The organism is Streptomyces sp. NPDC047079, from assembly GCF_040643755.1.
In the GTDB taxonomy this organism is placed as follows: domain Bacteria; phylum Actinomycetota; class Actinomycetes; order Streptomycetales; family Streptomycetaceae; genus Streptomyces.
In genome coordinates this window covers 150,208-174,427 of the sequence record NZ_JBEYUZ010000012.1, presented here as the reverse complement: position 1 = coordinate 174,427, position 24,220 = coordinate 150,208, and the positions used below count along the sequence as shown (strand labels likewise).

Here is a 24,220-nt window from a genome sequence, read left to right as displayed (position 1 = left end):
AGTCGTTCTCGCCCTCCGTGTCGTCGGAGGAGCCGTCCTCGGCCTCCGAGTCGTCGTCGGAGTCGTTCTCGGCCTCCGCGTCGTCGGAGGAGCCGTTCTCGCCCTCCGAGTCGTCCTCGGAGTCGTTCTCGCCCTCCGTGTCGTCGGAGGAGCCGTCCTCGGCCTCCGAGTCGTCGTCGGAGTCGTTCTCGGCCTCCGCGTCGTCGGAGGAGCCGTCCTCGGCCTCCGAGTCGTCGTCGGAGTCGTCCTCGGCCTCCGCGTCGTCGGAGGAGCCGTCAGACGCGGTTTCGCGCCCGGAGGTTGCCGAGCCGTCCCCGCTCTCCCCCTCCGATCCCTCCGATCCCTCCGAGCCCTTGGAGTCCTTCGAGACCTCCCCGGCCTCGTCGTCCGACGCCGCGTGCGACTCCTCGTCCGGCCTCTCGTCCGCCGCACCCGCGACCTCCCCGGCACCCGGGTTCACGGCGTCACCGGACTCCGCCTCAGCGGACCCCGCGTCACCAGACCCCGCCGCAGCGGACCCCGCGTCCCCGGAACGGTCCTCCGCGGCCCTCGGCTCGGCTCCGGCGCCCTCGCCCCCGGAACGGTCCTCCGCGGCCCTCGGCTCGGCTCCGGCGCCCTCGTCCGTCCCGTCGGCCCGGTCCTCGGCATCGTCACCGGCACCCTCGCCCCCGGAACGGTCCTCCGCGGTCCCCGGCTCGGCTCCGGCGCCCTCGTCCGTCCCGTCGGCCCGGTCCTCGGCATCGTCATCGGCACCCTCGGCCCCGGTCTTCGCCTCCGACGCGTCCTCCGCCCCGTCCCCAGCCTCAGCCTCGGCCTCGGCCGCGCCACGCACCCAGGACGCCAGCGAAGCCCGCTGCCCCGCACCGCCCCCGGAGGACCCCTCTGAATCAGCAGAATCAGCGGAACCGTCGGAACCCCCGGCGGCCTTGGAGGTCTCCTCGCCGCCCCCGGCACCCTCGTCCACCGCCGAACCGGCGGAGCCCCTCAGCTCACGCGTGGACAACACCGCCGTCGCCTGGTCGACCCGCACCTTCCCGCCGGCCATCGCGAGCCGGGGGTCGCGGTCGCCCGCCGCCGGCCCCGGAACCGCAGCCCCGCTCCCCGACGTCGCTTCCGCCGACGACTCGTGCTGCTTCGACCTGTCGGGGGACTCGCCCGCCACCGATGCCTCCTCCTTGCGCCACGCACCCACTCGCGCGCCTTGCCGAACCATGAACCGCCGCCCGGACACCGCTGCCCGAACCATGTACCAGTGTCCTGTGTGAGGGATTGACCCCTGCGCTAGACGAGAACGACATAGCTACCGGTTCCACTACATTCCGGTCACGCACCCTCGACAGACCAATGTGAGAGGGGTCACCCTGTCATTCATCCACGCGGGGAGGCATGGATGGGCAGGAGCCGCAGAACAATTCCGGAAGAGCTTCTGCTGCTGGCACTGGACCCGACCACGGGTACCACTGCACAGCCGCAGTCACTCGACCTCGGTCTGGCCGGAGCACAGCTAGTGGAGCTGGCGCTGGCCGGACGGATAGCCCCGGACGGGGATCGTATCGCCGTGGTGGTACCACGGCCGACTGGAGATCCGACTCTGGACTGTGCGTTGGAGTTGCTGCGCAGGCGCGGCGCTCCGGTACGGGCCGTCCACTGGATCGGCGGGCCACGTCTCGGGCTGCGCCAGACCTACCTTTCGCATCTGGAGCGGTGCGGCATGGTCCACGCCGTGGCGGGCCAGATGTGCGGGGTGTTGCCGACGACGCGCTACCAGGCGACGGACACGGCCATCAGCCGGGAGATCAGGGCCCGGCTCGATTCCGCGATCCGCACCGGCGTTCCGCCGGACCCGCGGACCGCGGCGCTCGCCGCGCTGGCCCATGCGGTCGGTCTCGGCAAGCACCTGTATCCGGGCAACGAGGGACGCTCGTCCCGCTCCCGGCTGCGGGATCTGATCAGGCACGACCCCATGGGCGGTCTCGTGGCGCACGCCGTGATGGACGTCCAGAACGGCGCGGCGGCGCAACCGCGCCGCAGCCCGGCCCCGGCCGGCCGCCAGGCCACCGCGGCCAGGCCCGCGCCGGAACCCGCCCGCGGTGTCCCGATGCAGCCGCACCACGGATCCATGGCACGCGTCGTGGCCCACTGAGCCGCAGTACCCCGGCCCGGCAGGACCACGGCGGCAGGGCAGGCCGAACCGGCTGCACCGGTACGGCCGAAACCGCAGGACCCGGCGCATGCGCGCCGCCCCGAGACCCGGTTCGGGAGCCGCCGGCCCGCGCGGGGCGGTGAGACCGTACGTCCCAGGACGACACGGCCTCCCCGCCCCGCGCGGCCGCATTCGGGCGCCATCGGCCAAGTGGCGCCCAGGGAGCGCATATCCGCCGTTTTCCAGCGGTGGAAAGCACCTTGGTGGCAATCTGCTCAGCAGCAGATACGCAAAGTAGAGGCAGGCAGCCGGAGGTGCACGTACGTGGCGTCGAATGTCAATCCCACCGTCCGGCGGCGCCGACTGGGGCAGGAGCTGCGCCGGCTCCGTGAACTGAAGGGCATGACCGCCGAAGAGGTGGCCGAACGGCTACTCGTCTCCCAGTCGAAGATCAGCCGGCTGGAGAACGGCCGCCGCAGCATCAGCCAGCGCGACGTCCGCGACCTGTGTGGGGTCTACGAGGTCGAGGACCAGCGCGTCGTCGACTCGTTGATGGAGATGGCGCGCGACTCCCGCCAGCAGGGCTGGTGGCATGCGTTCGGGGACATTCCCTACAGCGTCTACATCGGCCTGGAGACGGACGCGGAATCGCTGCGGGTCTACGAACCCCAGGTCATCACGGGGCTGTTGCAGACCCGTTCCTACGCCGAGGCCCTCATCCAGGGGGCGCTGCCCGAGACGTCGGCCACGGACATCGAGAAGCGCGTACAGGTGCGGATGCGGCGCCAGGAACGCATCGCCGCCGAGCACAACCCGCTGCGACTGTGGGTGGTGCTGGACGAGGCCGCGCTGCGCCGGGTCGTGGGCGACAACCACGTGATGATCGAGCAGCTGGAGCACCTCGGCGAGATGTCCCAGCTTCCGCATGTCACCGTTCAGGTGCTGCCGTTCGGCGCGGGCGCGCATCCCGGTCTCAACGGTCAGTACGCGATCCTGGAGTTCGCCGACGCGGCCGACTCGAGCGTCGTGTATCTCGAGGGCGTCACCAGCGACCTGTATCTGGAGAAGGCCCACGACGTGCAGAAGTACGCCGTGATGTACGAGCATCTGCGGGCGCAGGCGCTGAGCGTGGAGGAGTCCCGCCGGTTCATCGCGGACGCGGCCAAGGACTACGCACGGTGACACCATCGGGGCCCCGCGCCACAGGATCGCGGATCATACACCAGCGAAACCTTTAAGCGGAAGGCTTGACTGGAATGTGCCATCCGGTCGAGTGAATGCCCCCTCCGGGGCGGGAAGTTGCCGAGTAGCTTCGATCACGCCATCAGCCAAACAAGTTGGCGCGAATCGCATCGCGGGCACCGACAGGGCCCCCGGTGCGAGGACAGCAACTCAGCAACTCGCTACCGGAGTGAACATGGCCGTTCTTCAGGGGGCCACGGAAACGTGGACCAAGTCGTCGTATTCGACGGGCAACGGCGCCTGCGTCGAGGTCAAATCGCCCCTCGCGGCGGCGCTCGCCGTGCGCGATTCCAAGGTTCCCCAGGGGCCCGTCCTGGCATTCCCGGCGGCAGCCTGGAACGCCTTCGTGACGTCGATCAAGTAGCACCGCCCACCCCGACTCCACCAGCAGCACCGACAAAGCCCTCTCGACTGGCTCGCCGTCCCGGCCGAGGGGGCACGTCCTTTTCTTCAGGGCTCAGCGAAGGCCGCTCACGTAGCGGTCCGTCCCCGGCACCGCCGGCATGAACGGCGCCACCAGCTCCGCCTTCCCCGGCCCGGCTTCCGCCACCGCCCCGTCCAGCCGCGTGAACTGCGCCTCCCAGCACTGCCTGGGGTCAGTCTCCGGGAACGAGAACGGGGTCACGCGGGTGTTGAACCGAACCGACCCGCCCCGATCGGTCATCTCGCATCTCGGCCGCAGCCCGGCCGGTTGGCGTAGCTGTATGTCCCAGGTCTCCCCTCCGGGCCGCACGGGACCCGCATCCCGTAGGCCCGTTCCGGTCGGCTCCGATTGCGATCCATCGGATGTCCGGCGACTGGCGAAGTGCCTGCTCATGGTGTGGTCCGCGTCACGAGCGCGACAACCTGCGTACGAGTCAAGAGGCAGTAAAATCGTTCGACTTACTGACCTGCGTTCATATCCATGACCAGGAAAGGTCTTGACCGCCCGCCTGACCGGCGGTTCAATCCCCGAAGTCCCCGCTCCCGCACGGGGGCGCCGCCCATGTGTGCGTACTGGCGAAGTGCCGTCCGGTATCTGCAAGTTCACAAGGCGGACCCCTGGAGGGGGCACATGAACGGTCTCGACTGGGCCGTCCTGGTCGCGTACTTCGGCGTGATGACCGCGATCGGCGTCTGGTCCCACAAACGTGTCGACGACGTCGGCGACTTCTTCACCGCGGGCGGCAGGATGCCGTGGTGGCTGTCGGGCATCTCGCACCACATGTCCGGTTACAGCGCGGTGATGTTCACGGGCTACGCCGGCATCGCCTACACCTACGGCATCACCTCCTACGTCACCTGGGCACTGCCGATCGCCATCGGCGTGCTGATCGGCGCGAAGCTGTTCGCGCCCCGGCTGAACCGGCTGCGCTCCCGGCTGCACGTGGCCTCGCCGCTGGAATACCTGAAGGACCGCTACAACGTGCCCACCCAGCAGGCCCTGGCCTGGTCAGGCATCCTGCTGAAAATCGTGGACGTCGGAGCGAAGTGGGCCGCGATCGCGACGCTGCTGAGCGTCTTCACCGGGGTCACCCTCACCCAGGGCATCATCATCACCGGCGGCATCACGGCCGTGTACTGCACGATCGGCGGTCTGTGGGCGGACGCGCTGACCGAACTGGGCCAGTTCGTCATCCAGTTGCTGGCGGGCGTGGCGATGCTGATCATCGTGTTGAACAAGATCTCCGACCAGGGCGGTCTGTCCAAGGCGCTGGACTCACCGAAGCTGGCGGGCCACGGGCACGGGTTCGCCGGCCCGTACCTGACGGTCTTCTTCATCGCATATCTGTTCATCAAGCTCTTCGAGTACAACGGCGGCATGTGGAACCAGGCCCAGCGCTACATGGCCACGGGCAGCGCCCGGCAGGCGACGCGCTCCGCCCTGCTGTCGGCGGGCCTGTGGTTCGTCTGGCCGGTCATCCTCTTCATCCCGATGTGGCTGTCCCCGCTCCTCGTCACGGCGAAGAAGCCGGATGGCTCCGACGCGTACGGCCTGATGACCGAACAGCTGCTGCCGCACGGCCTGCTGGGCCTGGTGGTCGTCGGCTTCTTCTCGCACACGATGGCCATGTGCTCCTCCGACGCGAACGCGATCGCGGCCGTGTTCACACGGGACGTGGTGCCGGTGATCTCGAAGGCGGCGCGGGCCTGGAACGCCCGGACGGGGCTGATCGCGGGCCGGGTCACCACGGTCGCCTTCCTCGGCCTGTCGATGGCGGTGGCGACCCAGGTCAACTCCCCCGCCTTCAAGGACATCATCACGGTGGTCATCAAGTGGGTGGCCGGTCTGATGGGCCCGATCGCGATCCCGTTCATCCTGGGCCTGCTGCGCCCGCTGCGCAGGTCCGGCCCGACGGCGGCGCTCGTCAGCTGGGCGGCCGGCCTGCTGGCGTTCTTCTTCGTCAACTACCACCTGGACTTCTCCCAGCGCACGGACGTGAAGCTGGAGAACCAGGTGGCGCTGCCCATGGTGATCTCCCTGGTGCTGTACGTCCTGATCGGCCTGGTGAAGCCGGAGGACACACCGGGGCGGGACGCGATCATCGAGAAGGTGAACACGGACGACGACGGGGCGACGGCGACCGTGCCGGCGCCGGGCGCCGCACAGCCGACACCGGGCTCCGCACAGCCCGCACCGGGTGAAACCAGCCCGTCCGGGGCCTGAGGACGAGGCCGTTCAGGCCGAAGGGGGCGGGGCGCGTATCCTCGGGTGGTCTCTACGCCCGGGGGTAACGCGCCAGCCACCCCGGGGACGATCCGCTCGGTCCGTGCAGCGCGGCGCCCTGCGTCATCTCCATGGCGAAGTCGTCCGCCAGGAGCAGCATCGTGGGGCGGCCCTCCAGCTCGGCCAGCCAGGCCGGCGGGATGGCCGTCTCGCCGTGCAGGGCCCCGAGCAGCCCGCCCGTCAGCGTTCCCGCGGCCCCCGAAGGCCCGCCGTGGTTCACCGCCAGACACAGCCCGTGACGGACGTCCTCCCCCACGAGCGCGCAGTACACGGCGACCGCGAGCACGCCCTCCGCCGTACCGGCGCCGGCCAGCTCCTCGATCCGGGCGGGCGTGGGCATCCCCTGCCGCACGGTGCCCAGCGCACGCTGCAGCGCGTCCGCGACCGGCTGCTGCTCCGGCCGCGGGGCCAGCAGCGCGAGCGAGCGCTGCACGGCCGCGTCCAGGGTCTCGCCGCGGGCCAGCGCGTGCACGATCACGGCGTACGCGCCCGCGGAGAAGTACGCGATGGGATGCCCGTGCGTCTGCGCCGCACACTCGATCGCGAGCTGCAGCACCAGTTGCGGATCCCAGCCGACCAGCAGCCCGAAGGGCGCGGAGCGGGCCGCCGCCTCGGGGCCCGCCTCACCGGGGTTCTTGGGCACCTGAAGGGTGCCCATGGTGTCGTCGCCGAGCCCCAGCAGACAGGCCCGGGCCGGGGCGCGGCGCGCGTACAGCCACTCCTCGCGGGCCAGCCAGCCGTCCTCCGCGCGGCGCTCGTCGGGCCCCCAGTCCCGTTGGGTGACCGCCCAGCGCAGATACGCCCGGTGCAGATCGGTCGGCGGATGCCAGGCGCCGGTGTCACGGCGGACCTGGGCGCGGATGAGCCCGTCGACGGTGAACAGGGTGAGCTGGGTGTGATGGGTGATCGCGCCACGCCCGCCGGGGCCGACGGCGAGGTCGACGAGCCCCTCGGGCCCGTGCGCCTCACGGATCTGCTCCAGCGACATCCCGTCGACCGGAGCGCCCAGCGCGTCGCCGACGGCCGCCCCGAGCAGCGCGCCGCGCACCCGGCCGCGGAAGTCCTGCTGCTCGGTGCGGCCCCAGATGGCACCGGCTGTCGCACCCACCCCAGGCCTCCTCACGGCACCGCCCGCACGTCCGACGCGCAGCACTGTAATCGAACGGGGACGGCCGCTCGGGGCACCGGAACGTCATGCACACCACACTTCGGTGCCCGAAAATGATCTAGGAGCCGTCCGAAGGCCTCTCCATAGTGGGACCATGGCCGATACCAGAACCCCCCACGCCCCGCCCGCCCTCCGCGTCGCCGCCACCCTCCTCGTCGCCACCGTCGCCCTGTACATCGCGCTCGTCGCGTTCGGGAACATCACCGACTTCGGGACCAACCAGCAGTTCGTCCGCCATGTCCTCGCGATGGACACCACGTTCAAGGACGACGACCTGATGTGGCGCGCGATCACCTCCCACGCGGCGCAGGACTCCGCCTACGTCGCGATCATCGCCTGGGAGACACTGGCAGCCCTGGTCCTCATCGCCGCGACCTGGCTGTGGGCCCGCCGCCATCCGCGCGCCCGGCTGTTCTCCACCGCCGGCCTGTCGATGCTTCTGCTGCTGTTCGGCGCGGGCTTCGTCGCGATAGGCGGGGAGTGGTTCGCGATGTGGCAGTCCAAGACGTGGAACGGCCTCGACGCGGCCACCCGGGTCATCGTCCTCACCGGAGTGGTCCTGCTGGCGACCCACCTGCCGGGGGCGGCACCGGAGGACAGCTGACGCCACCCTTCCGGCTCGGGTGACCTTCCCTCCCGGCCGTGCGTCCGCGGCGAGGCGGCCCGGAGCCCGAGGCAGGCACCCGGCGCTGTGCCCCGGGCCTTCCCGCCTCGGGCGTCACTCCAGGACCGGCAGCAGCTCCGGAAGATGGCCGTCCGACGCCGCCGCCGCGCGCCGCCGTTCCTCCGGGACCTCGCCGTAGAGCGTCGTACGAGGCTTGGCCGGACGCCCCGCGGCCTCCGCCACCGCGACCAGCTCCCCGACCGACTTGTACGAGCCGTACGAGGAGCCCGCCATACGGGAGATGGTCTCCTCCATCAGGGTGCCCCCCAGGTCGTTGGCACCGGAGCGGAGCATCTCCGCGGCGCCCTGCGTGCCCAGCTTCACCCAGCTCGTCTGGATGTTCGGGATGTGGGGGTGGAGCAACAACCTCGCCATCGCCGTCACGGCCCGGTTGTCCCGCATCGTCGGGCCGGGGCGGGCGATGCCGGCCAGGTAGACGGGGGCGTTGGTGTGGATGAACGGCAGCGTCACGAACTCGGTGAAGCCGCCCGTCCGCTGCTGAACGCGGGCGAGGGTGCGCAGGTGCCCGAGCCAGTGGCGGGGCTGGTCCACATGGCCGTACATCATCGTCGACGACGACCGGATGCCCAGTTCGTGGGCGGTGGTCACGACCTCGATCCAGGTCGCCGCCGGCAGCTTGCCCTTGGTGAGGATCCAGCGGACCTCGTCGTCCAGGATCTCCGCCGCCGTGCCGGGGATCGAGTCGAGACCCGCTTCCTTCGCCGCCGTCAGCCACTCCCGGATCGACAGACCGGTGCGGGTCGCGCCGTTCACCACCTCCATCGGGGAGAAGGCGTGCACATGCATTCCGGGAACCCGGGACTTCACCGCCTTCGCGATGTCGAAGTACGCCGTACCCGGCAGATCGGGGTGGATGCCGCCCTGCATGCACACCTCCACCGCGCCCACGTCCCACGCCTGCCGGGCCCGGTCCGCGACCTGCTCCAGCGACAGCGTGTAGGCGTCGGCGTCCGTGCGGCGCTGTGCGAACGCGCAGAAGCGGCAGCCGGTGTAGCAGACGTTCGTGAAGTTGATGTTCCGGGTGACGATGTAGGTGACGTCGTCACCCACCACGGACTTCCGCACATCGTCCGCGGTCCGGCACAGCGCGTCGAGGGCGGGGCCGTCCGCGTGCAGCAGGGCCAGCGCCTCGGCGTCCGTAAGACGCGTGGGGTCGTCCGCCGCCGTGCGCAGCGCCGCCCGTACGTCCGCGTCGATGCGTTCCGGGGCCATGCCCGGCGCGGCGGCCTCCCGCAGCGCCTGCCAGTCGCCGTACACCTCGTCGAAGTCGTCCCGGCGGTCGCCGGTGCGGCCGTCGGTGTCGATCGTGCGGTGCAGGTCGGTGCGGCCGGAGGAGGTGAACACCTCCTCCGGCTCCTGCCACGGATGCCCCTCGACCACCGCGTCCGCCCGGGCCAGGCCCGTCTCCGGGTCGGCGAGGGCGTCCACGTGCGGACGCAGCCGCGGGTCCAGCCACGGCTCTCCGCGCCGCACGAACTCCGGGTACACGCACAGGCGTTCACGCAGCTCGAAACCGGCCGCCGCGGAGCGCTCCCTCAGCCGGTCGATCTGCGGCCACGGCCGCTCCGGGTTCACATGGTCGATGGTCAGCGGGGACACCCCGCCCCAGTCGTCGACGCCGGCGCCGATGAGCCGCTCGTACTCGCCGTCCACCAGGTTCGGCGGCGCCTGGAGACAGGCGCTCGGGCCCATGATGTGCCGGGCCACCGCCACCGTGGCGACCAGTTCGTCGAGTTCCGCGTCCGGCATCCCACGCATCGCCGTGTCCGGCTTGGCGCGGAAGTTCTGGATGATCAGCTCCTGGATGCCGTGGTACGTCCGCGCCACCTTCCGCAGCGCGAACAGCGACTCGGCGCGCTCCTCGTACGTCTCGCCGATCCCGATGAGAAGCCCGGAGGTGAAGGGCACCGAGGAGCGGCCCGCGTCCTCCAACACCCGCAGCCGCATCGCGGGTTCCTTGTCCGGGGAGCCGTAGTGGGGTCCGCCCGGCTCGGACCACAGCCGCCGGGCCGTCGTCTCCAGCATCATCCCCATCGACGGCGCCACCGGCTTCAGGCGCTGGAAGTCCGTCCACGACATGACGCCCGGGTTGAGGTGGGGCAGCAGGCCCGTCTCCTCCAGGATCCGGATGGAGATGGCCCGTACGTAGGCGATCGTGTCGTCGTAGCCGTGCGCGTCCAGCCACTCGCGTGCCTCGGGCCAGCGGTCCTCCGGCTTGTCACCGAGGGTGATCAGGGCCTCCTTGCAGCCCAGGGCCGCGCCCTTGCGGGCGATGTCGAGTACCTCGTCCGGGGACATGAACATCCCGTGCCCGGCCCGGCGCAGCCTGCCCGGGACCGTGACGAAGGTGCAGTAGTGGCACTTGTCCCGGCACAGGCGGGTCAGCGGGATGAAGACGCTCTTCGAGTACGTGATCACACCGGACCGGCCCGCCGCCTCAAGCCCCGCGTCCCGCACCCGGGCGGCGGACGCGGCCAGGTCGTCGAGCTCCGCGCCGCGGGCCTGGAGCAGCACCGCTGCCTCGGTGACGTCGAGTGCGACACCCTCGCGGGCGCGTTTGAGGGCGCGACGCATGGAGTTCTCGGTGGGGCCGGTTCCGGAGGTCGCGGAAGTCGTCATTCTCCGAGCATACGTTTGCGGAAATCAGGCCATGGAGGGCGGACGTGTGTCTGTTCGACGTGGCGGTCGTTACGGGGCGTCACCGGCGGGGGAGGCACCTGATGTTCCGACGGCACGCGGCGGGCGATCGGCTTCCCGTGCACCACAGTTCACGGCGCGGGGCCACAGTGGCGCGTGCTACCCCTGCCCACCCCCTGTCATCCGACACGTTGGGAGCAGCAGCATGTGCCAGGACGACCACGGCATCGGCAGACGCGCACTGTTCGTGACGAGTGCGGCCGCCGCGCTTACGTTGGGAACCGTGAGCTTCTCCCACGGTCCCGCCGCCGAGGCGGCCGACAACCAGGAGACGAAGACGGTGCGCGGCACCCTGCCGGCCGGCTCCCCCGACTTCGTCTACCTTCCCGTCGACGTCCCCGCGGGCGTCCGGGAGATCAAGGTCGCCTACACCTATGACAAGCCGTCCGTTCCGGCCGGCACGCAGGGCAACGCCCTCGACATCGGTCTCTTCGACGAGCGCGGCACCGAGCTCGGTGGCAAGGGCTTCCGCGGCTGGTCCGGCGGTGCGCGCTCCGAGTTCTTCGTCCGCGCGGACGACGCGACTCCCGGCTATCTCCCGGGCCCGCTCCGCCCCGGCATCTGGCACGTCGCGCTGGGCCCGTACACGGTGGCCCCGCAGGGCCTGGCCTACGAGATCACCATCACCCTCACCTACGGCGAGCAGGGCGTCGCCCCGACGCCCCAGTACCCGCCGTCCAGGGCGAGGGGCCGGGGCCGCGCCTGGTACCGGGGCGACTGCCATATGCACTCCTGGTACTCCGACGGCCGCCGCACCCCCGCGGAGATCGCGGCGCTGGCCCGGGCCGCGGGCCTGGACTTCATCAACTCCTCCGAGCACAACACGCACTCCTCGCACGCGCACTGGGCCGACCAGGCGGGTGACGACCTGCTGATCATGCTCGGTGAGGAGGTGACGACCCGCAACGGGCACGTCGTCGCGCTGGGCACCGACCCTGGCACCTTCATCGACTGGCGCTACCGGGCCCGCGACAACCGCTGGGCCCGGTTCGCCCGGGAGATCCGCCGGGCCGGCGGCCTGGTCGTCCCCGCCCATCCGCACGCCACCTGCATCGGCTGCGGCTGGAAGTTCGGCTTCGCCGAGGCCGACGCGGTGGAGGTGTGGAACGGCCCCTTCACCCCGGACGACGAGGCGACGCTGGCGGAGTGGGACAACACGCTGGTCGCGTCGGTCCGGGAGGGGCACGGCAGGTGGATCCCGGCGGTGGGCAACAGCGACGCGCACCGCGACCCCGACGCGATCGGCACCCCGCAGACGGTGGTACTCGCCGACGACCTGACCCGCCAGGCCATCCAGGAAGGCATCCGCGCGGGCCGCTCGTACGTCGCCGAGTCGAAGAACGTCTCGCTGGCCTTCACCGCGTCGGGCGGGCACGGCGAGCACGCGGGGATCGGCGGGCGGCTGCGGGTGGACCGCGACACCCCGGTCACGGTGCGGCTGGAGGCGCAGGGCGCGCCCCGCTGCGTGGTCCGTTTCGTCACCGACCAGGGAGTGCTGTTCACCAGCGATCCGCTGCCGGTGTCCGGTTCGGGCACGGTGGAGTGGCACACGACACCGGCGTACGCGGCCTACGTACGGGCCGAGCTGCGGCACGAGGCGGCGGCGGGTCCGGTGCCGGGGGTCATGGCCGCGTTCACCAATCCGATCTTCCTGGGCCGGGAGTAGCCCTTTGGAGACGCGGCACTGGGGGCGCGCGGCCTTTCCCCGCGCCCACCGGTGAGCGGTCTGGGAGACTGCGTGAAGCGCCTCGCTCTTCACGTCGTCAGGGGGAACACGAGACCATGTCAGGCTCCGCCGACCTCAAGTACCGCGCGGTCACCGCGCTCCAGCGCCACGTCGTCAACCCGCTCCAGCGCCGCATGCCGCTCCAGACGCTCCTGGAGACCACGGGCCGTATCTCGGGCCTGCCGCGCCGGACCCCCCTGGGCGGGCGCCGCATCGGCGACTCGTTCTGGCTGGTCTCCGAGCACGGCGAGAAGTCGCAGTACATTCGCAACATCCGGGTCGACCCCCGCGTCCGGGTCCGGATCCGGGGCCGCTGGCACACGGGCACGGCCCATGTGCTCCCCGACGACGACCCTCAGGCCCGTCTGAGGACGCTGCCCCGTCTCAACAGCGCGGCGGTGCGGGCGCTCGGCACGGGGCTGCTCACGGTGCGGGTGGACCTGGACGGCTGAGGTCGTCTTCCGCGGGGAGCCGGTCCCGCCGGACGTCCGGGGGCTCCACGGTGTGGTCGTCGGCGGAGATGATCTGCGGGAGCGCCCCGCTGCTCGGTGAGGTCTCCGTGCCGGTTACCGCAGCACTGACATGACGAGTCGTCAGCCAACCGTGCCCGCCCATGCGAATCCCGGCCGTCCGACATGAGAAGACCGTGTGTGGGCCCTGTGACGCCCCCCACCACGGCTTGTGATCGCCGTCTCCCACAGCTGACGCATCCGCCATGAACAAGGCAAACTGGCCTCTCGGTTGTGGACGTTCGGCAGGGTGCCAGGGGGCAGCGATGGACGGTGTACCGCGGGTACCGGAGCAGCGGAGTGCCGAGGAGTCGGCGGCTCTGCGCTTCGGCGTGCTCGGACCGGTGCGCGCCTGGCGCGGGCGGGAGCCGATTGCCACAGGCTCGCCACAGCAGCGCGCCCTGCTGGCCGCGCTGCTGCTGCGAGAGGGACGTACGGCCACGGCGTCCGAGTTGATCGACGCGCTGTGGGGCGACGAACCGCCGCCGCGGGCACTGGCGGCCGTACGGACGTACGCCTCCCGGCTGCGCAAGGTCCTCTCCCCCGGCGTCCTCGTCAGCGAGTCCGGCGGATACGCGCTGCGCCTGCCCGACGCCCGCTCCCTGGACCTCGCGGCCGCCCAGGAGCTGGCCGCGGAGGCCGAGAAGGCGAAGAACTCCGGGGACCTGTGCCATGCCCGCCATGTCCTGAACGAGGCACTGGCCCTGTGGGACGGCGAGCCGCTGGCGAACATCCCCGGCCCCTACGCGGAGACCCAGCGCACACGCCTGGAGGAATGGCGCCTCCAACTCCTCGAGTGGCGCCTCGACATGGACCTGGAGCAGGGCTGCCACGCCGAGGTGATCTCGGAACTGACCGCCCTGACGGCGGCTCACCCGCTGCGCGAGCGCCTGCGGGAACTGCTGATGCTGGCGCTGTACCGGTCCGGCCGCCAGGCGGAAGCCCTCGCGGTGTACGCGGACACCCGCCGCCTGCTGGCCGACGAACTCGGGGTCGATCCGCGCGCCGGCCTGAAGGACCTCCAGCAACGGATCCTGCAGGCGGACCCGGGCCTCGCGGAACCATCGGCTCCGGCGCCCGAGCGCTCCGCCGTCCCGGTCCGCCCGGCGCAGCTTCCGGCGACGGTCCCGGACTTCACGGGCCGTGCCGCCTTCGTCACCGAGCTGAGCGAGGTGCTGGCGTCGGCCGAGGGCCGCGTCATGGCGGTGTCGGCGGTGGCGGGCATCGGGGGCGTCGGCAAGACCACCCTCGCCGTGCACGTGGCACACCAGGCCCGCGGCGCCTTCCCGGACGGCCAGCTGTACGTGGACCTCCAGGGCGCGGGCCCGAGGGCGGCGGAACCGGAGACGGTCCTCGGTTCCTTCCTGCGCGCCCTCGGCACGGCGGACTCGGCGATACCGGACACCCTGGAGGAACGGGCCGCCCTCTACCGCTCGGTGCTGGACGGCCGACGGGTCCTGGTCCTGCTGGACAACGCGAAGGACGCGGCCCAGGTACGGCCCCTGCTGCCGGGCACCGAGGGCTGCGCGGCGCTCATCACCTCACGGGTACGCATGGTGGACCTGCCGGGCGCGCACCCGGTGGACCTGGACGTGATGTCCCCCGACGAGGCGTTGTCGCTGTTCACGAAGATCGTGGGCGAGGAACGAGTGGCCTCCGAGCGGGAGGCCGCGCTGGACGTGGTGGCGGCGTGCGGCTTCCTGCCCCTCGCGATCCGGATCGCGGCGTCACGGCTGGCGGCGCGCAGGACCTGGACGGTGTCGGTGCTCGCCGCGAAACTGGCGGACGAGCGACGACGACTGGACGAACTCCAGGCCGGAGACCTCGCCGTGAAGGCCACGTTCGAACTGGGCTACGGACAGCTGGAGCCGTCCCAGGCCCGCGCCTTCCGCCTCCTGGGCCTGGCGGACGGCCCGGACATCTCCCTGGCCGCCGCTGCCGCGGTCCTGGACCTCCCTGTGGAGGAGACCGAAGACCTGCTGGAGTCCCTGGTCGACACATCGCTCCTGGAGTCTGCGGCCCCCGGCCGCTACCGCTACCACGACCTGGTCCGCCTCTACGCACGCGCGTGCGCCGAACGGGACGAACATCCGCCGAGCGAGCGGGACGCGGCCATGTCACGGCTGCTGGACTTCTATCTGGCCACGGCGGCCGGGGTGTACGCGATCGAACGGCCGGGAGACCGGCTGGTGGAGCATCTCCAGCCGACCGGGTCGCCCGGACTGACGTTCGCGACCCGGCAGGCCGCTTGGGACTGGCTCTACTCCGAGGCCGTGCCGCTTCTGGCCTGCGTGCGCCAGTCGGCCGAGCAGAGCACCCTGCTGCGCGCCATCGACCTGCTGTGGGCCGCCGTCGACCTGGCGGAGTCAGGCGCCAACTCCAAGGAGTACGAGGCGGCCGCCACCGCCCTGCGGGACGCCGCCCACGCCGCGGGCGACGTACGCGCAGAGGGCCGGGCGTCCGTGGTGCTGAGCAACGCCCGTCTGTTCTCCGGGGTGTTCGACCGCGCCCGCCGTGAGGCACGCGAGGCATTCAGGCTCGCCGAGGCGGCAGACGACCCGCTGCCCTCGTGCTGGGCGGCGAACATCCTGGGCAGCATCGCCTTCTACCAGAAGCGGTACGGGGACGCCGAGGAGTACTTCAGGCAGGCCATCGACAAGTTCCGCGGCTGCGGTGACGTCGCGGGGTCCGCGAGCCCGCTGTGCAACCTCTCGCGTCTGCACCTCGAGACCGGACGCGCGGACAGCGCCGTCGTGCTCGCCGGCCAGGGCACGGACATCTATCAGACCCTGGGTCACACCCTGCGCGGGGCGAACGGGCGGTACGCCCTCGGCATGGCCCTCGGCAAGACGGGCCGGCACGCCGACGCCACCGCCCAACTGGAGGAGGCCCTGCGGGTCTTCCGCGACAGCCGGCAGCGGCTGTGGGAGGGAATGACGCTCTGCCGTCTCGCGGAGGTCGACCTCGACGCGCGCCTGCCCGCACGGGCCGCCGGCAACGCCGAGATGGCGCTCACGGTGCTGCGAGGCATCGGGGGCGAGTGGCGTCGTGGACACGTCCTCACCGTGCTCGGCAAAGCGCTGCACGGCATCGGCCACTCCGGCCGGTCGCAGGTCTGCTGGCGGGAGGCCCTGGAGATCTACGAGAAGCTGGATTCTCCCGAGGCCGCCGAGGTGCGCCGGCTCCTCACGCCGATCGCGGCCGCCTGAGACCGGATCGGACGTTCATCGTTCGTTTATCGCCGCACGACACCATCTCTCTTGTCGATCCGTCGCGTCGGGGGACAGACGGACCGCCGGGTGAGGCCGCCGAACCCAAGGTCTAGGGTGGGCGCCTCGAGTGGTCCGCCCGGCCACCCTCGGGGGAGTGGCCGGGCGGACCACTCGACAGTACGACAGCAACAGCCAAGGGGAGGAAGCACCATGAGCGACACCACCGACGACCCGATCGTCAAGCCGGACAACACGCACGTCACGGACGCTCCGGCGGGCGAGGAGATCCAGCCGCTGAACACGCACGTGACCGACGTGAAGGACGGCGAGACCACCCCGGACAACACCCACGTGACGTCCGACCCCAGCTAGACCTTCTCCACACGGGGATCGGCCGCGGCGGCGCGGAGGGGGAGCCGCCGCGGCCGACGTGTGCCCTCCCGCCCCTGGCCCGTCAGCGCTCAAGCCTGCGCGGCTTCCCCTTCAGCACCTTGCCGCTCGCGTTTCCGGGCGGTTCCGTGACGATCTCCACCTGCCTCGGGATTGCAGTTCGCCATCTCGCGGCGGGACCAGGCGATCAGGTCGTCGCCGGTGGCCGCGGCTCCCGTCCTTCGCACCACCTGGGCCTTGCCGACCCCGCCCAGCCGGGCGTCCGGGACGCCGACCACCGCCACGTCCGCGACGTCGGGGTGCAGTGCGAGCAGTTGCGGTGAGCACGGCGGCGCCGGGCGGCGGCCGTCATCCGTGCACGACGGCCGTCCGCGCCCTCGCGGCTCAGGCCGTCCGCGCGGTGCCCGTGCCCTTCTCCGCGTCCAGCGCGTAGACACAGCGGTCCTTGCTGCACGCGTAGACCACGCCGTCCTTCACCACGGGCGCGCCGGTGATCTCGCCGCCCGTGGCCAGCTTCCAGCGCAGGCGCCCGTCGTCGGCCTTGAGGGTGTACAGCAGATGGTCCGTGGAGCCGAAGTGGATACGGCCCTCCGCCACCGCCGGGGAGCCCACGATGTCGCCGCCCGCCTGGAAGCGCCATTTCGGGGTGCCCGTGACCGCGTCCAGGGTGTACAGGCCCTTGCCGCTGCCCACGTGGACGTGTCCCGCGGCGACCAGCACCGGGTCGATCGCCGTCCGCGACTCCGTCGCGATGCGCCAGCGGTCGCGGCCGTCGGCCGCGTCGAGGGCGTACACCGTGCCGAGGTAGTCCGCGAGGTAGATGCCTCCGCCGGTGACGGCCGGGCCGGGCACGAAGGCCGGCGGGCACAGGAAGACCGCCGGGGCCTCGAAGTGCCAGCGCACCATGCCGGTCGCGGCTTCGATGGCCATTACCCGGGTGCCGGCCGAGACGTACACACAGCCGTCCGAGGCCTGTGTCAGGCGCACCGGGACCCCGCCGCAGGACGCCGCGTCCCCGATCGGGTAAGACCAGCGCTCCTCGCCCGTACGCGCCTGGAGGGCACGCAGCCGGGCGTCCTGCCAGACGTAGACCGTGCCGTCGTGGACCGCCGGTCCGGCCTCCGGCGACTCGAAGTCGGTCTGGGCGCCGCTGATCTCCCACAGCTTCTGCCCGTTCGACGCCTCCCACGCCTGTACGCCGCCGCCGCGGGTCCCGGTGACGACCGTGCCCCGGTCGGCCTTGAGGGAGTACACCCAGCCGTCCAGGGACAGCCGCCACAGGTCCGTGCCGTCACGGGCGTCCAGGGCGAAGAGCGTGGGGCCGTCCGAGGCGTGGACGCGGCCGTCGGCGACCGCCATCGACCAGGCGACGTCGCGTGTCTTGAAGCGGCGGCGGCCCGTCGCCACGTCCAGGGCGTGTACCTCGAAGGAGGTCACGTACACGAGGTCGTCGGCGACCGCCGGGGTGCCCCAGACGTCGTTGGACATGCGGAAGCGCCACGGGCGCCAGCCGGAGGCCGCCTCCGGGGGCGGGGGCGGGAGCGCGGGTACGGCTCCGGCGGCCCCGTTGGCCCCGGCGGCCGGCCGAGACCAGGACGCGGCGAGGCCCGCCTCCGGGGGAGGCGCCTTCACGGCGGCCGCCCGCGCGTCGGCGACCCGGGGCCCGGGGCCGATCGGCACCGACGCGCCCGCGAGGCGCACCGGTCCGCCGTCGGGCGCACCGACCGGGATCGGCACCGGGTCGCGCGAGGGCGGGGGCGGCACCGCGGGCCGTCCGCCCACGCCTCCGCCGCTGCGGTTGCCGGGGGAGGACGGCCTGGCCGCCGGGCGCCCGCCGCGGCGGGCCTCGATCAGGCTGACCGCCTTCTCGGGCAGCCACGCCGAGGCCGTACCGCTGTCATCGGAGCCCGAGCCGAAGAGGTGGGGTGCGAGCTGGGCCTGGAGGTCGGCCGGGTTGGGGCGGGCGGTGGCATCCATCTGCATGCAGGACTCGATGAGCGGGCGCAGCTCGTCCGGCAGGCCGGACAGGTCCGGGCCCTCGCGCAGCAGCATGAAGACGGTCTCGACGGGGTTGGCGCCGTGGAAGGGAGGGTGTCCGGTGGCCGCGAAGACGAGCATCGAGCCGAGCGAGAAGACATCGCTCGCGCCGGTCACGCTGCGCGAGTCCTTCGCCTGTTCGGGGGACATGTAGGCGGGTGTACCGACCGCGACGTTCGTCATCGTCAGACGGGTGTTCGATACGCCGGAGGCGATACCGAAGTCGATCACCCGGGGGCCGTCCTCCACGACGAGGACGTTCGACGGCTTGAGGTCACGGTGGACCAGGCCCGCCCCGTGGATGGACTGAAGCGCCTCCGCCACGCCCGCGGCCAGCCAGCGCACCGCCTGGGCCGGCAGCGGCCCGCACTCGGTCACTATCTCCTCGAGGGAGGGCGCGGGCACGTACGCGGTGGCGAGCCACGGCACGGCCGCGCGCGGGTCGGCGTCGACCACGGCCGCCGTGTAGAAGCCGGAGACCGCCCGGGCGGCCTCCACCTCACGCGTGAAGCGCACCCGGAACAGCTGGTCCTCGGCCAGCTCCGTGCGCACCGTCTTGATCGCCACGCGCCGGCCCGACGCCGAGCGCGCGAGATAGACCAGCCCCATGCCGCCGGCACCCAGCCGTCCCAGCACCTCGAACGGCCCGATCCGCCGCGGATCGTGCTGTGTCAGCTGATCCACCACTTGCCTGCCACCTCCCCGTACGGGTCGCGTCATCCGCCTCGTGCACGCGACCCCGTGCAGCGTCTCACCACCGCACCGCCGCGGCGGCACGCACCCTGATTCTTCCTGTCCGGGCCACCGGTTGCGAACCCGGGGGCGGATCGGGGTGTCTCCGGACAAAACCACGCCTGGCCGCTCCCGGGGAAGCGGGCGCCCGCATGATGGAACGCCCGTCACACCCCGGAAGTGCCGCCTCCGGGCGGCGTTCGAGGGCCGCCGGACACCGCCGGAGCGGCGCGGCTACCTCTGGAGCAACGCGAAGGACGCCCCCTGATTGTCCGTGACCACCGCCACCCGTCCGTACGAGGTCTCGAACGGCGGTACCTGTACCCGGCCGCCCAGGCGGCCCACCGCCTCGATCGCGGCCGCGCCGTCCCCGACGCCGAAGTGGACGAGGAAGTGGGGCGGCATCTCGGCGGGGAAGACGTCCCGGATCGGCGCGCGCCCGAAGTCTGGGGCGGCGCCCGGCCCGAACAGGGCGTCGTGGAAGAGTCCCGCGTAGAAGGAGTCCGCGGCGGCGGTGTCCCGCGCGTAGAGCTCGGACCAGGTGAAGGTGCCCGGCTCGTGCCGTTTGCCGAAGCCCGGGTGCGTGCCGGCCTGCCACAGTCCGAACACGGCGCCCTCGGGGTCCGCCGTCAGTGCCATGGTGCCGAGGCGGTCGACGGGGGTGGGCGGGACGACGACCTGTCCGCCGGCCGCCCGGATCCGCCCGGCGAGCACGGTGGCGTCGGGCGTGGCGAAGTACACCGTCCAGACGGTGGGCATCCGGCCGTCCCGCTTGCGCGCCAGCGCGGCCACCGGTTCGCCGTCCAGGCGCGCCCACACGGAGGAGCCGTACGCCTCCTCGAAGGTCCACCCGAAGAGCCCACCGTAGAACCGCCTGCCCGCCTCGACGTCAGGCAGCTGGACATCGATCCAGCAGGGGACGCCCTCCGGGAAGGCGGTGCCGTCCGGGCCCGCGCCGCCGCTGGGCAGGTTTTCGGCCATGCTGCCAAGTTAAAAGGGATTCGCACGGGGCGCGCGCGTACGCACTCCCTTCTCACCAGCCACGGAAGAACTCACGAGCCCCTGTAGTCCCCATTTGCAGTCGGCCGAATCGCGCTCAGATCACCCCTCGGTAAGCTGACGGCATGACAGGACAAGTGCGTACCGTCGACGGCCGTGTGGCCGGTCGGCGTGGGCAGGCGACCCGGCAGAAGCTGCTCGACTGCCTCAGCGAGATGCTCAGCTCCTCGCCCTACCGGGACGTCAAAGTCATCGATGTCGCCCGGAAGGCCGGGACGTCACCGGCGACCTTCTACCAGTACTTCCCGGACGTCGAAGGCGCCGTTCTGGAGCTTGCCGAGGAAATGGCCACGCACGGCGCCGCGTTGACCGAGCTGCTGGAGGGCCGCTCGTGGGTCGGCAAGGCGGGCTGGCAGACCGCGCAGGAACTCGTGGACGGATTCCTGGAGTTCTGGCGCAAACACGACGCGATCCTGCGGGTCGTCGACCTGGGCGCGGCCGAGGGCGACAAGCGCTTCTACAAGATCCGCATGAAGATCCTCAACGCCGTTACCAACTCCCTCACGGACTCGATCGCCGAACTCCAGTCCAAGGGCAGGGTCGACAAGGACGTGAACCCGGCGGCCGTGGCCGGTGCTCTCGTGGCGATGCTCGCCTCCGTGGCCTCCCACCAGAAGGGGTTCACCTCCTGGGGCGTCAAGCAGGCCGAACTGAAGCCGAATCTGGCGCTGTTGGTGTACCTGGGCGTGACAGAGAGGAAGCCGACGAGGTAGTCCTTCACCGTACCCTTCGCCCCGACCGTCGCGTCTTCTTCCCGACCGGGTCGGCTGTTCCTGCTCAAGTCCTGTCATACGGGCGGTGGTCCACTCCGGTGGGCCACCGCCCGTTGCTCATGGTCGCGTAAGGGGCAGTGGACGGTCCTCCACCACGTGTTTCATCACCAGGGTGGACGTCAGCCGCTGCACGCCCGGCAGGGTGGCCAGGCGCTCGTCGTAGAGCCACTGGAAGGCGGCGAGGTCGACGGTGGCGATCCGCAGCAGGTGTGCTTCCTCGCTGACGCCCCGGCCAGGTCCGCGCGCTCCGCCCCGGCGGCGGCCTGTCCGGCACCGCCGGGCACGGGAGTGATACTCGGGACATGGGAACGGATCTTCACAAGCTGCTCAGGTCCCTCCGGGTCTGGGACGTCGAGCTGCCCACCTTCGATCCGGCGACGGCGCCGGCGGACCCGCTGGCGCTGTTCACGGAGTGGTTCGCGCAGGCGGTGGCGGCCGGACAGATCGAGCCGCACACGATGTCGCTGGCGACGGCGGACGCCGACGGCACGCCCGACGTCCGCGTCGTGATGCTGCACGGAGCGGACGCGCGGGGGTGGGCGTTCGCGACGCACACGGGCAGCCGCAAGGGGCGGCAGCTGGCGGCGCGACCGTATGCCGCCCTGGGCTTCTACTGGCCCGTCCAGGGCCGCCAGGTCCGGGTGCGCGGACCGGTCACGGCCGCGCCCGTCGAGGAGGGGCAGGCGGATCTGCACGCCCGCTCGACCGGCGCCCTGGCCGCGGCGCTCACGGGCCGTCAGAGCGAAGCGCTCGGTTCGGCACAGGAGTTGGCGCGGGCGTCCCGGGAGGCGTGGGAGCGGGCACAGCGGGAGCCGGACGCCCCGGTCCCGTCCTGGACGCTCTACCGGCTCCGCCCGCAGGAGGTGGAGTTCTTCCAGGGGGACGCGAACCGGCGGCACGTACGGCTGGTCTACCGCCGGGAGGGCGACGGGTGGGCCAGAGGGCTGCTGTGGCCCTGAGGGTGCGTCCTGTCGCACGGCGGACCGGTGGCTACGCCCGGAGCTCCGGTTCCGGGTCGCTCGCGATGCGTCCGTGCAGATGCACGTCCCGGAAGGCGTCCTGGCGGCCCTGCTCGAACATGGCGCCGCGCAACGTCCCCTCGTACCGGAAGCCGCACCGCTCCGCGATACGGCAGGACGCCTCGTGGCCCAGGGCGTGGCCCAGTTCCAGGCGGTTGAGGCCCAGGTCGGTCAGGGCCCAGCGCGCGGCGACGGCCAGGGCACGGGTGGCGACACCCCCACCGCGGGCCTCGGGGAGCACCCAGTAGCCGACGCGGGCAACGCTCAGGACGTGGTCGATCTCGTTGACGCCGATGTGCCCCAGCGTCGTACCGCTCGCCGCGTCCGTGATCCGGAAGGAGGCGCTCGTCCCGTTCGCCGTGCCCGCCGCCTTCGACCGCAGCGACGCGCGCGCGTCGGCCCGGTCCCGCACGATCTTCAGCGGAGTGTTCCACCGCCCGAACTCCGGGTCGGTCAGCCCCCGCCACCATGCGTCCTGCTGCTCCTCGGACTCCGGGTCCCAGCTGGTCAGAAGCAGGCCGTGGCCCTGCGGTTCGGGGAAGGGGGACGAGAGGGACGGCAGGAGGTTCTTCCGGTGTATGTCGGCCATGGGGTCATTCAACCAACCGCCGTGAACCGCGATCACCGGTCCGGCGGCCGGCATTCCGTACGACCGGCGAACCGGCGCTCCGGGCACCACCCCTCCACAACCGGTCCATTCACGTCACGCAGCCCACCCGGTCCTCCTACAGCCGTGATCAATTTGCAATCGATTTCGGTCTTGACCGAGACCCATCAACCACGAGCCGGATTACGCTCCCGCTCATGGCCGACTCGACTGCTGCTTCGCCGCACCCCGTGGTGCCCGTCCACGAGGACCGACCGGTCTACGTCATCGGCGGCGGCCCGGGCGGCCTGGCCGCGGCCTGCGCGCTGCGCGCCCGGGGCGTACGGGCCGTCGTGCTGGAGAGGGCCGACCGCGTCGGGGCGTCCTGGCGGCACCACTACGACCGGCTGCGCCTGCACACCACCCGGCGCCTCTCTGCGCTGCCCGGCCTGCCGATACCCAGGTCCTTCGGGCGGTGGGTGTCACGCGACGACATGGTCCGCTATCTGGAGAAGTACGCCGAGCACCACCAGCTGGAGATCGTCACCGGGGTCGAGGTCTCGCGCGTCGAACCCGCCCCGGACGGCACCGGCTGGCTGCTGCACGCCACCGGCGGCCGTCGGCTGACCGGCAGCGCGGTCGTCGTCGCCACCGGCTGCAACCACACCCCGCGCATGCCCGACTGGCCGGGCCTCGACGCCTACACCGGCGAGTTCCTGCACGCACGCGAGTACCGCAACGCGCAGCCGTACGCCGGGCGTGACGTCCTCGTCGTGGGCGTCGGCAACACCGGCGCCGAGATCGCCGTCGACCTGGTGGAGGGCGGGGCCTCGCGGGTGCGGTTGTCGGTACGGACGGCACCGCACATCGTGCGCCGTTCGACCGCCGGGTGGGCCGCTCAGTACACGGGGATGCTGGTCCGCCGGCTGCCGGTCCGGCTCGTCGACCGGCTGGCCAGGCCGATGGCCAGGCTCAGCGTGCCCGATCTGTCGGCACACGGGTTGCCCCGGCCCGACACGGGGCTCTACAGCCGGGTCGACGAGGGTGCCATCCCGGTGCAGGACGTCGGACTGATCGAGGCCGTGCGCAAGGGGCGGGTCGAGATCGTGCCGGCCGTCGAGGGTTTCGAGGGCGGCAAGGTCGTCCACGCCGACGGCAGCCGGACGGAGCCGGAGGTGGTGATCGCCGCCACCGGGTACGTCCGCGCGCTCGAGGGGCTCGTCGGACATCTCGATGTCCTCGACGCCCAGGGCAAACCGGTCGCCCACGGCGCCCGCACCCCGCGCACCGCCCCCGGCCTCTACTTCACGGGCTTCACCAACCCGATCAGCGGCATGCTCCGCGAACTGGCCCGAGACGCCCGGAAGATCGCCAAGGCGGTTGCCCGCCGCGTGGAGCGGAGCCGCGCCACCCGCTGACCCGACCGGTACGCCCGCCCCCGGCCCCACCCCAGGGCCCCCGGGCTCCCCCCTCCCCATAACTGACACTACGTCAGTTATGGGCGCGGCTGGGCGCCCCGCTGCTGTTCCGCAAGG

18 protein-coding genes and 3 pseudogenes are annotated in these 24,220 nt (G+C 71.8%); 12 read left to right on the top strand and 9 right to left on the bottom strand.

Going from position 1 to position 24,220, the window contains the following annotated elements; all coding sequences use genetic code 11:
* Positions 1-1,162, bottom strand: a pseudogene (locus tag ABZ823_RS18290) (hypothetical protein); the annotation flags it as partial.
* Between the two features lie 228 nt (positions 1,163-1,390).
* Here ABZ823_RS18290 and ABZ823_RS18285 point away from each other — a divergent pair.
* From ABZ823_RS18285 to ABZ823_RS18275, 3 genes are all read left to right on the top strand, one after another.
* Positions 1,391-2,143 carry a GPP34 family phosphoprotein gene (locus tag ABZ823_RS18285; RefSeq protein WP_361660758.1) on the top strand — a complete coding sequence of 251 codons (753 nt, stop codon included), beginning with the start codon at positions 1,391-1,393 and terminating at the stop codon, positions 2,141-2,143.
* 324 nt (positions 2,144-2,467) lie between these two features.
* A complete protein-coding gene (locus tag ABZ823_RS18280; protein WP_361660755.1) occupies positions 2,468-3,325 on the top strand; it encodes a helix-turn-helix transcriptional regulator in 858 nt (285 codons plus the stop codon).
* A 235-nt stretch (positions 3,326-3,560) separates the two neighbouring features.
* Positions 3,561-3,749 (top strand): DUF397 domain-containing protein, encoded by a 189-nt coding sequence (locus tag ABZ823_RS18275; protein WP_361660753.1) that lies wholly within the window; start codon positions 3,561-3,563, stop codon positions 3,747-3,749.
* A gap of 93 nt (positions 3,750-3,842) precedes the next feature.
* Here the strand turns inward: ABZ823_RS18275 and ABZ823_RS18270 are convergent, their stop codons facing one another.
* Complete coding sequence (locus tag ABZ823_RS18270) at positions 3,843-4,010, bottom strand: hypothetical protein (RefSeq protein WP_361660825.1); 168 nt, start codon at positions 4,008-4,010, stop codon at positions 3,843-3,845.
* 429 nt (positions 4,011-4,439) lie between these two features.
* Here ABZ823_RS18270 and ABZ823_RS18265 point away from each other — a divergent pair, with 429 nt between their 5' ends.
* Entirely contained in the window at positions 4,440-6,032 is a 1,593-nt protein-coding gene (locus ABZ823_RS18265; protein ID WP_361660750.1) for a sodium:solute symporter family protein, read from the top strand.
* A gap of 52 nt (positions 6,033-6,084) precedes the next feature.
* Here the strand turns inward: ABZ823_RS18265 and ABZ823_RS18260 are convergent, their stop codons facing one another.
* The gene (locus tag ABZ823_RS18260; protein ID WP_361660748.1) at positions 6,085-7,200 is read right to left on the bottom strand and encodes an ADP-ribosylglycohydrolase family protein; all 1,116 of its coding nucleotides are present in this window, start codon (positions 7,198-7,200) and stop codon (positions 6,085-6,087) included.
* A gap of 154 nt (positions 7,201-7,354) precedes the next feature.
* On the opposite strand from ABZ823_RS18260, the gene ABZ823_RS18255 reads away from it, so the two are divergent.
* Entirely contained in the window at positions 7,355-7,864 is a 510-nt protein-coding gene (locus ABZ823_RS18255) for a DUF2165 domain-containing protein (RefSeq protein ID WP_361660745.1), read from the top strand.
* Positions 7,865-7,978: 114 nt separating this feature from the next.
* On the opposite strand, the gene ABZ823_RS18250 is transcribed toward ABZ823_RS18255, so the two are convergent.
* Positions 7,979-10,564, bottom strand: a complete 2,586-nt coding sequence (locus tag ABZ823_RS18250) for a bifunctional FO biosynthesis protein CofGH (protein ID WP_361660741.1) — start codon at positions 10,562-10,564, stop codon at positions 7,979-7,981.
* Between the two features lie 223 nt (positions 10,565-10,787).
* Here ABZ823_RS18250 and ABZ823_RS18245 point away from each other — a divergent pair, with 223 nt between their 5' ends.
* The 4 genes from ABZ823_RS18245 to ABZ823_RS18230 all read left to right on the top strand — a co-directional run bounded on the left by ABZ823_RS18245 (position 10,788) and on the right by ABZ823_RS18230 (position 16,461).
* Positions 10,788-12,308 (top strand): CehA/McbA family metallohydrolase, encoded by a 1,521-nt coding sequence (locus tag ABZ823_RS18245; RefSeq protein WP_361660738.1) that lies wholly within the window; start codon positions 10,788-10,790, stop codon positions 12,306-12,308.
* A gap of 116 nt (positions 12,309-12,424) precedes the next feature.
* On the top strand, positions 12,425-12,820 hold the full coding sequence (locus ABZ823_RS18240) for a nitroreductase/quinone reductase family protein (protein ID WP_361660735.1): 396 nt from the start codon (positions 12,425-12,427) through the stop codon (positions 12,818-12,820).
* Between the two features lie 323 nt (positions 12,821-13,143).
* Complete coding sequence (locus ABZ823_RS18235; RefSeq protein WP_361660733.1) at positions 13,144-16,086, top strand: BTAD domain-containing putative transcriptional regulator; 2,943 nt, start codon at positions 13,144-13,146, stop codon at positions 16,084-16,086.
* Positions 16,087-16,299: 213 nt separating this feature from the next.
* A complete protein-coding gene (locus ABZ823_RS18230; protein WP_361660730.1) occupies positions 16,300-16,461 on the top strand; it encodes a hypothetical protein in 162 nt (53 codons plus the stop codon).
* 82 nt (positions 16,462-16,543) lie between these two features.
* Here ABZ823_RS18230 and ABZ823_RS18225 read toward each other — a convergent pair.
* From ABZ823_RS18225 to ABZ823_RS18215, 3 genes and pseudogenes are all read right to left on the bottom strand, one after another.
* Positions 16,544-16,796 (bottom strand): annotated as a pseudogene (locus ABZ823_RS18225) (fatty acid--CoA ligase family protein); the annotation flags it as partial.
* 67 nt (positions 16,797-16,863) lie between these two features.
* Entirely contained in the window at positions 16,864-19,203 is a 2,340-nt protein-coding gene (locus ABZ823_RS18220; protein WP_361660727.1) for a serine/threonine-protein kinase, read from the bottom strand.
* 279 nt (positions 19,204-19,482) lie between these two features.
* Entirely contained in the window at positions 19,483-20,229 is a 747-nt protein-coding gene (locus ABZ823_RS18215) for a VOC family protein (RefSeq protein ID WP_361660724.1), read from the bottom strand.
* Between the two features lie 143 nt (positions 20,230-20,372).
* On the opposite strand from ABZ823_RS18215, the gene ABZ823_RS18210 reads away from it, so the two are divergent.
* A complete protein-coding gene (locus ABZ823_RS18210; protein WP_361660722.1) occupies positions 20,373-21,020 on the top strand; it encodes a TetR family transcriptional regulator in 648 nt (215 codons plus the stop codon).
* A gap of 117 nt (positions 21,021-21,137) precedes the next feature.
* Here the strand turns inward: ABZ823_RS18210 and ABZ823_RS18205 are convergent.
* Positions 21,138-21,290: pseudogene (locus ABZ823_RS18205) on the bottom strand (Lrp/AsnC ligand binding domain-containing protein); the annotation flags it as partial.
* A 92-nt stretch (positions 21,291-21,382) separates the two neighbouring features.
* Between ABZ823_RS18205 and ABZ823_RS18200 the strand changes: the two are divergent.
* A complete protein-coding gene (locus ABZ823_RS18200; RefSeq protein WP_361660719.1) occupies positions 21,383-22,039 on the top strand; it encodes a pyridoxal 5'-phosphate synthase in 657 nt (218 codons plus the stop codon).
* A gap of 31 nt (positions 22,040-22,070) precedes the next feature.
* Here the strand turns inward: ABZ823_RS18200 and ABZ823_RS18195 are convergent, their stop codons facing one another.
* Entirely contained in the window at positions 22,071-22,688 is a 618-nt protein-coding gene (locus ABZ823_RS18195) for a GNAT family N-acetyltransferase (RefSeq protein ID WP_361660716.1), read from the bottom strand.
* Between the two features lie 215 nt (positions 22,689-22,903).
* Here ABZ823_RS18195 and ABZ823_RS18190 point away from each other — a divergent pair, with 215 nt between their 5' ends.
* Positions 22,904-24,103 (top strand): NAD(P)/FAD-dependent oxidoreductase, encoded by a 1,200-nt coding sequence (locus ABZ823_RS18190; protein WP_361660713.1) that lies wholly within the window; start codon positions 22,904-22,906, stop codon positions 24,101-24,103.
* The last annotated feature ends 117 nt before the right edge of the window (positions 24,104-24,220 follow it).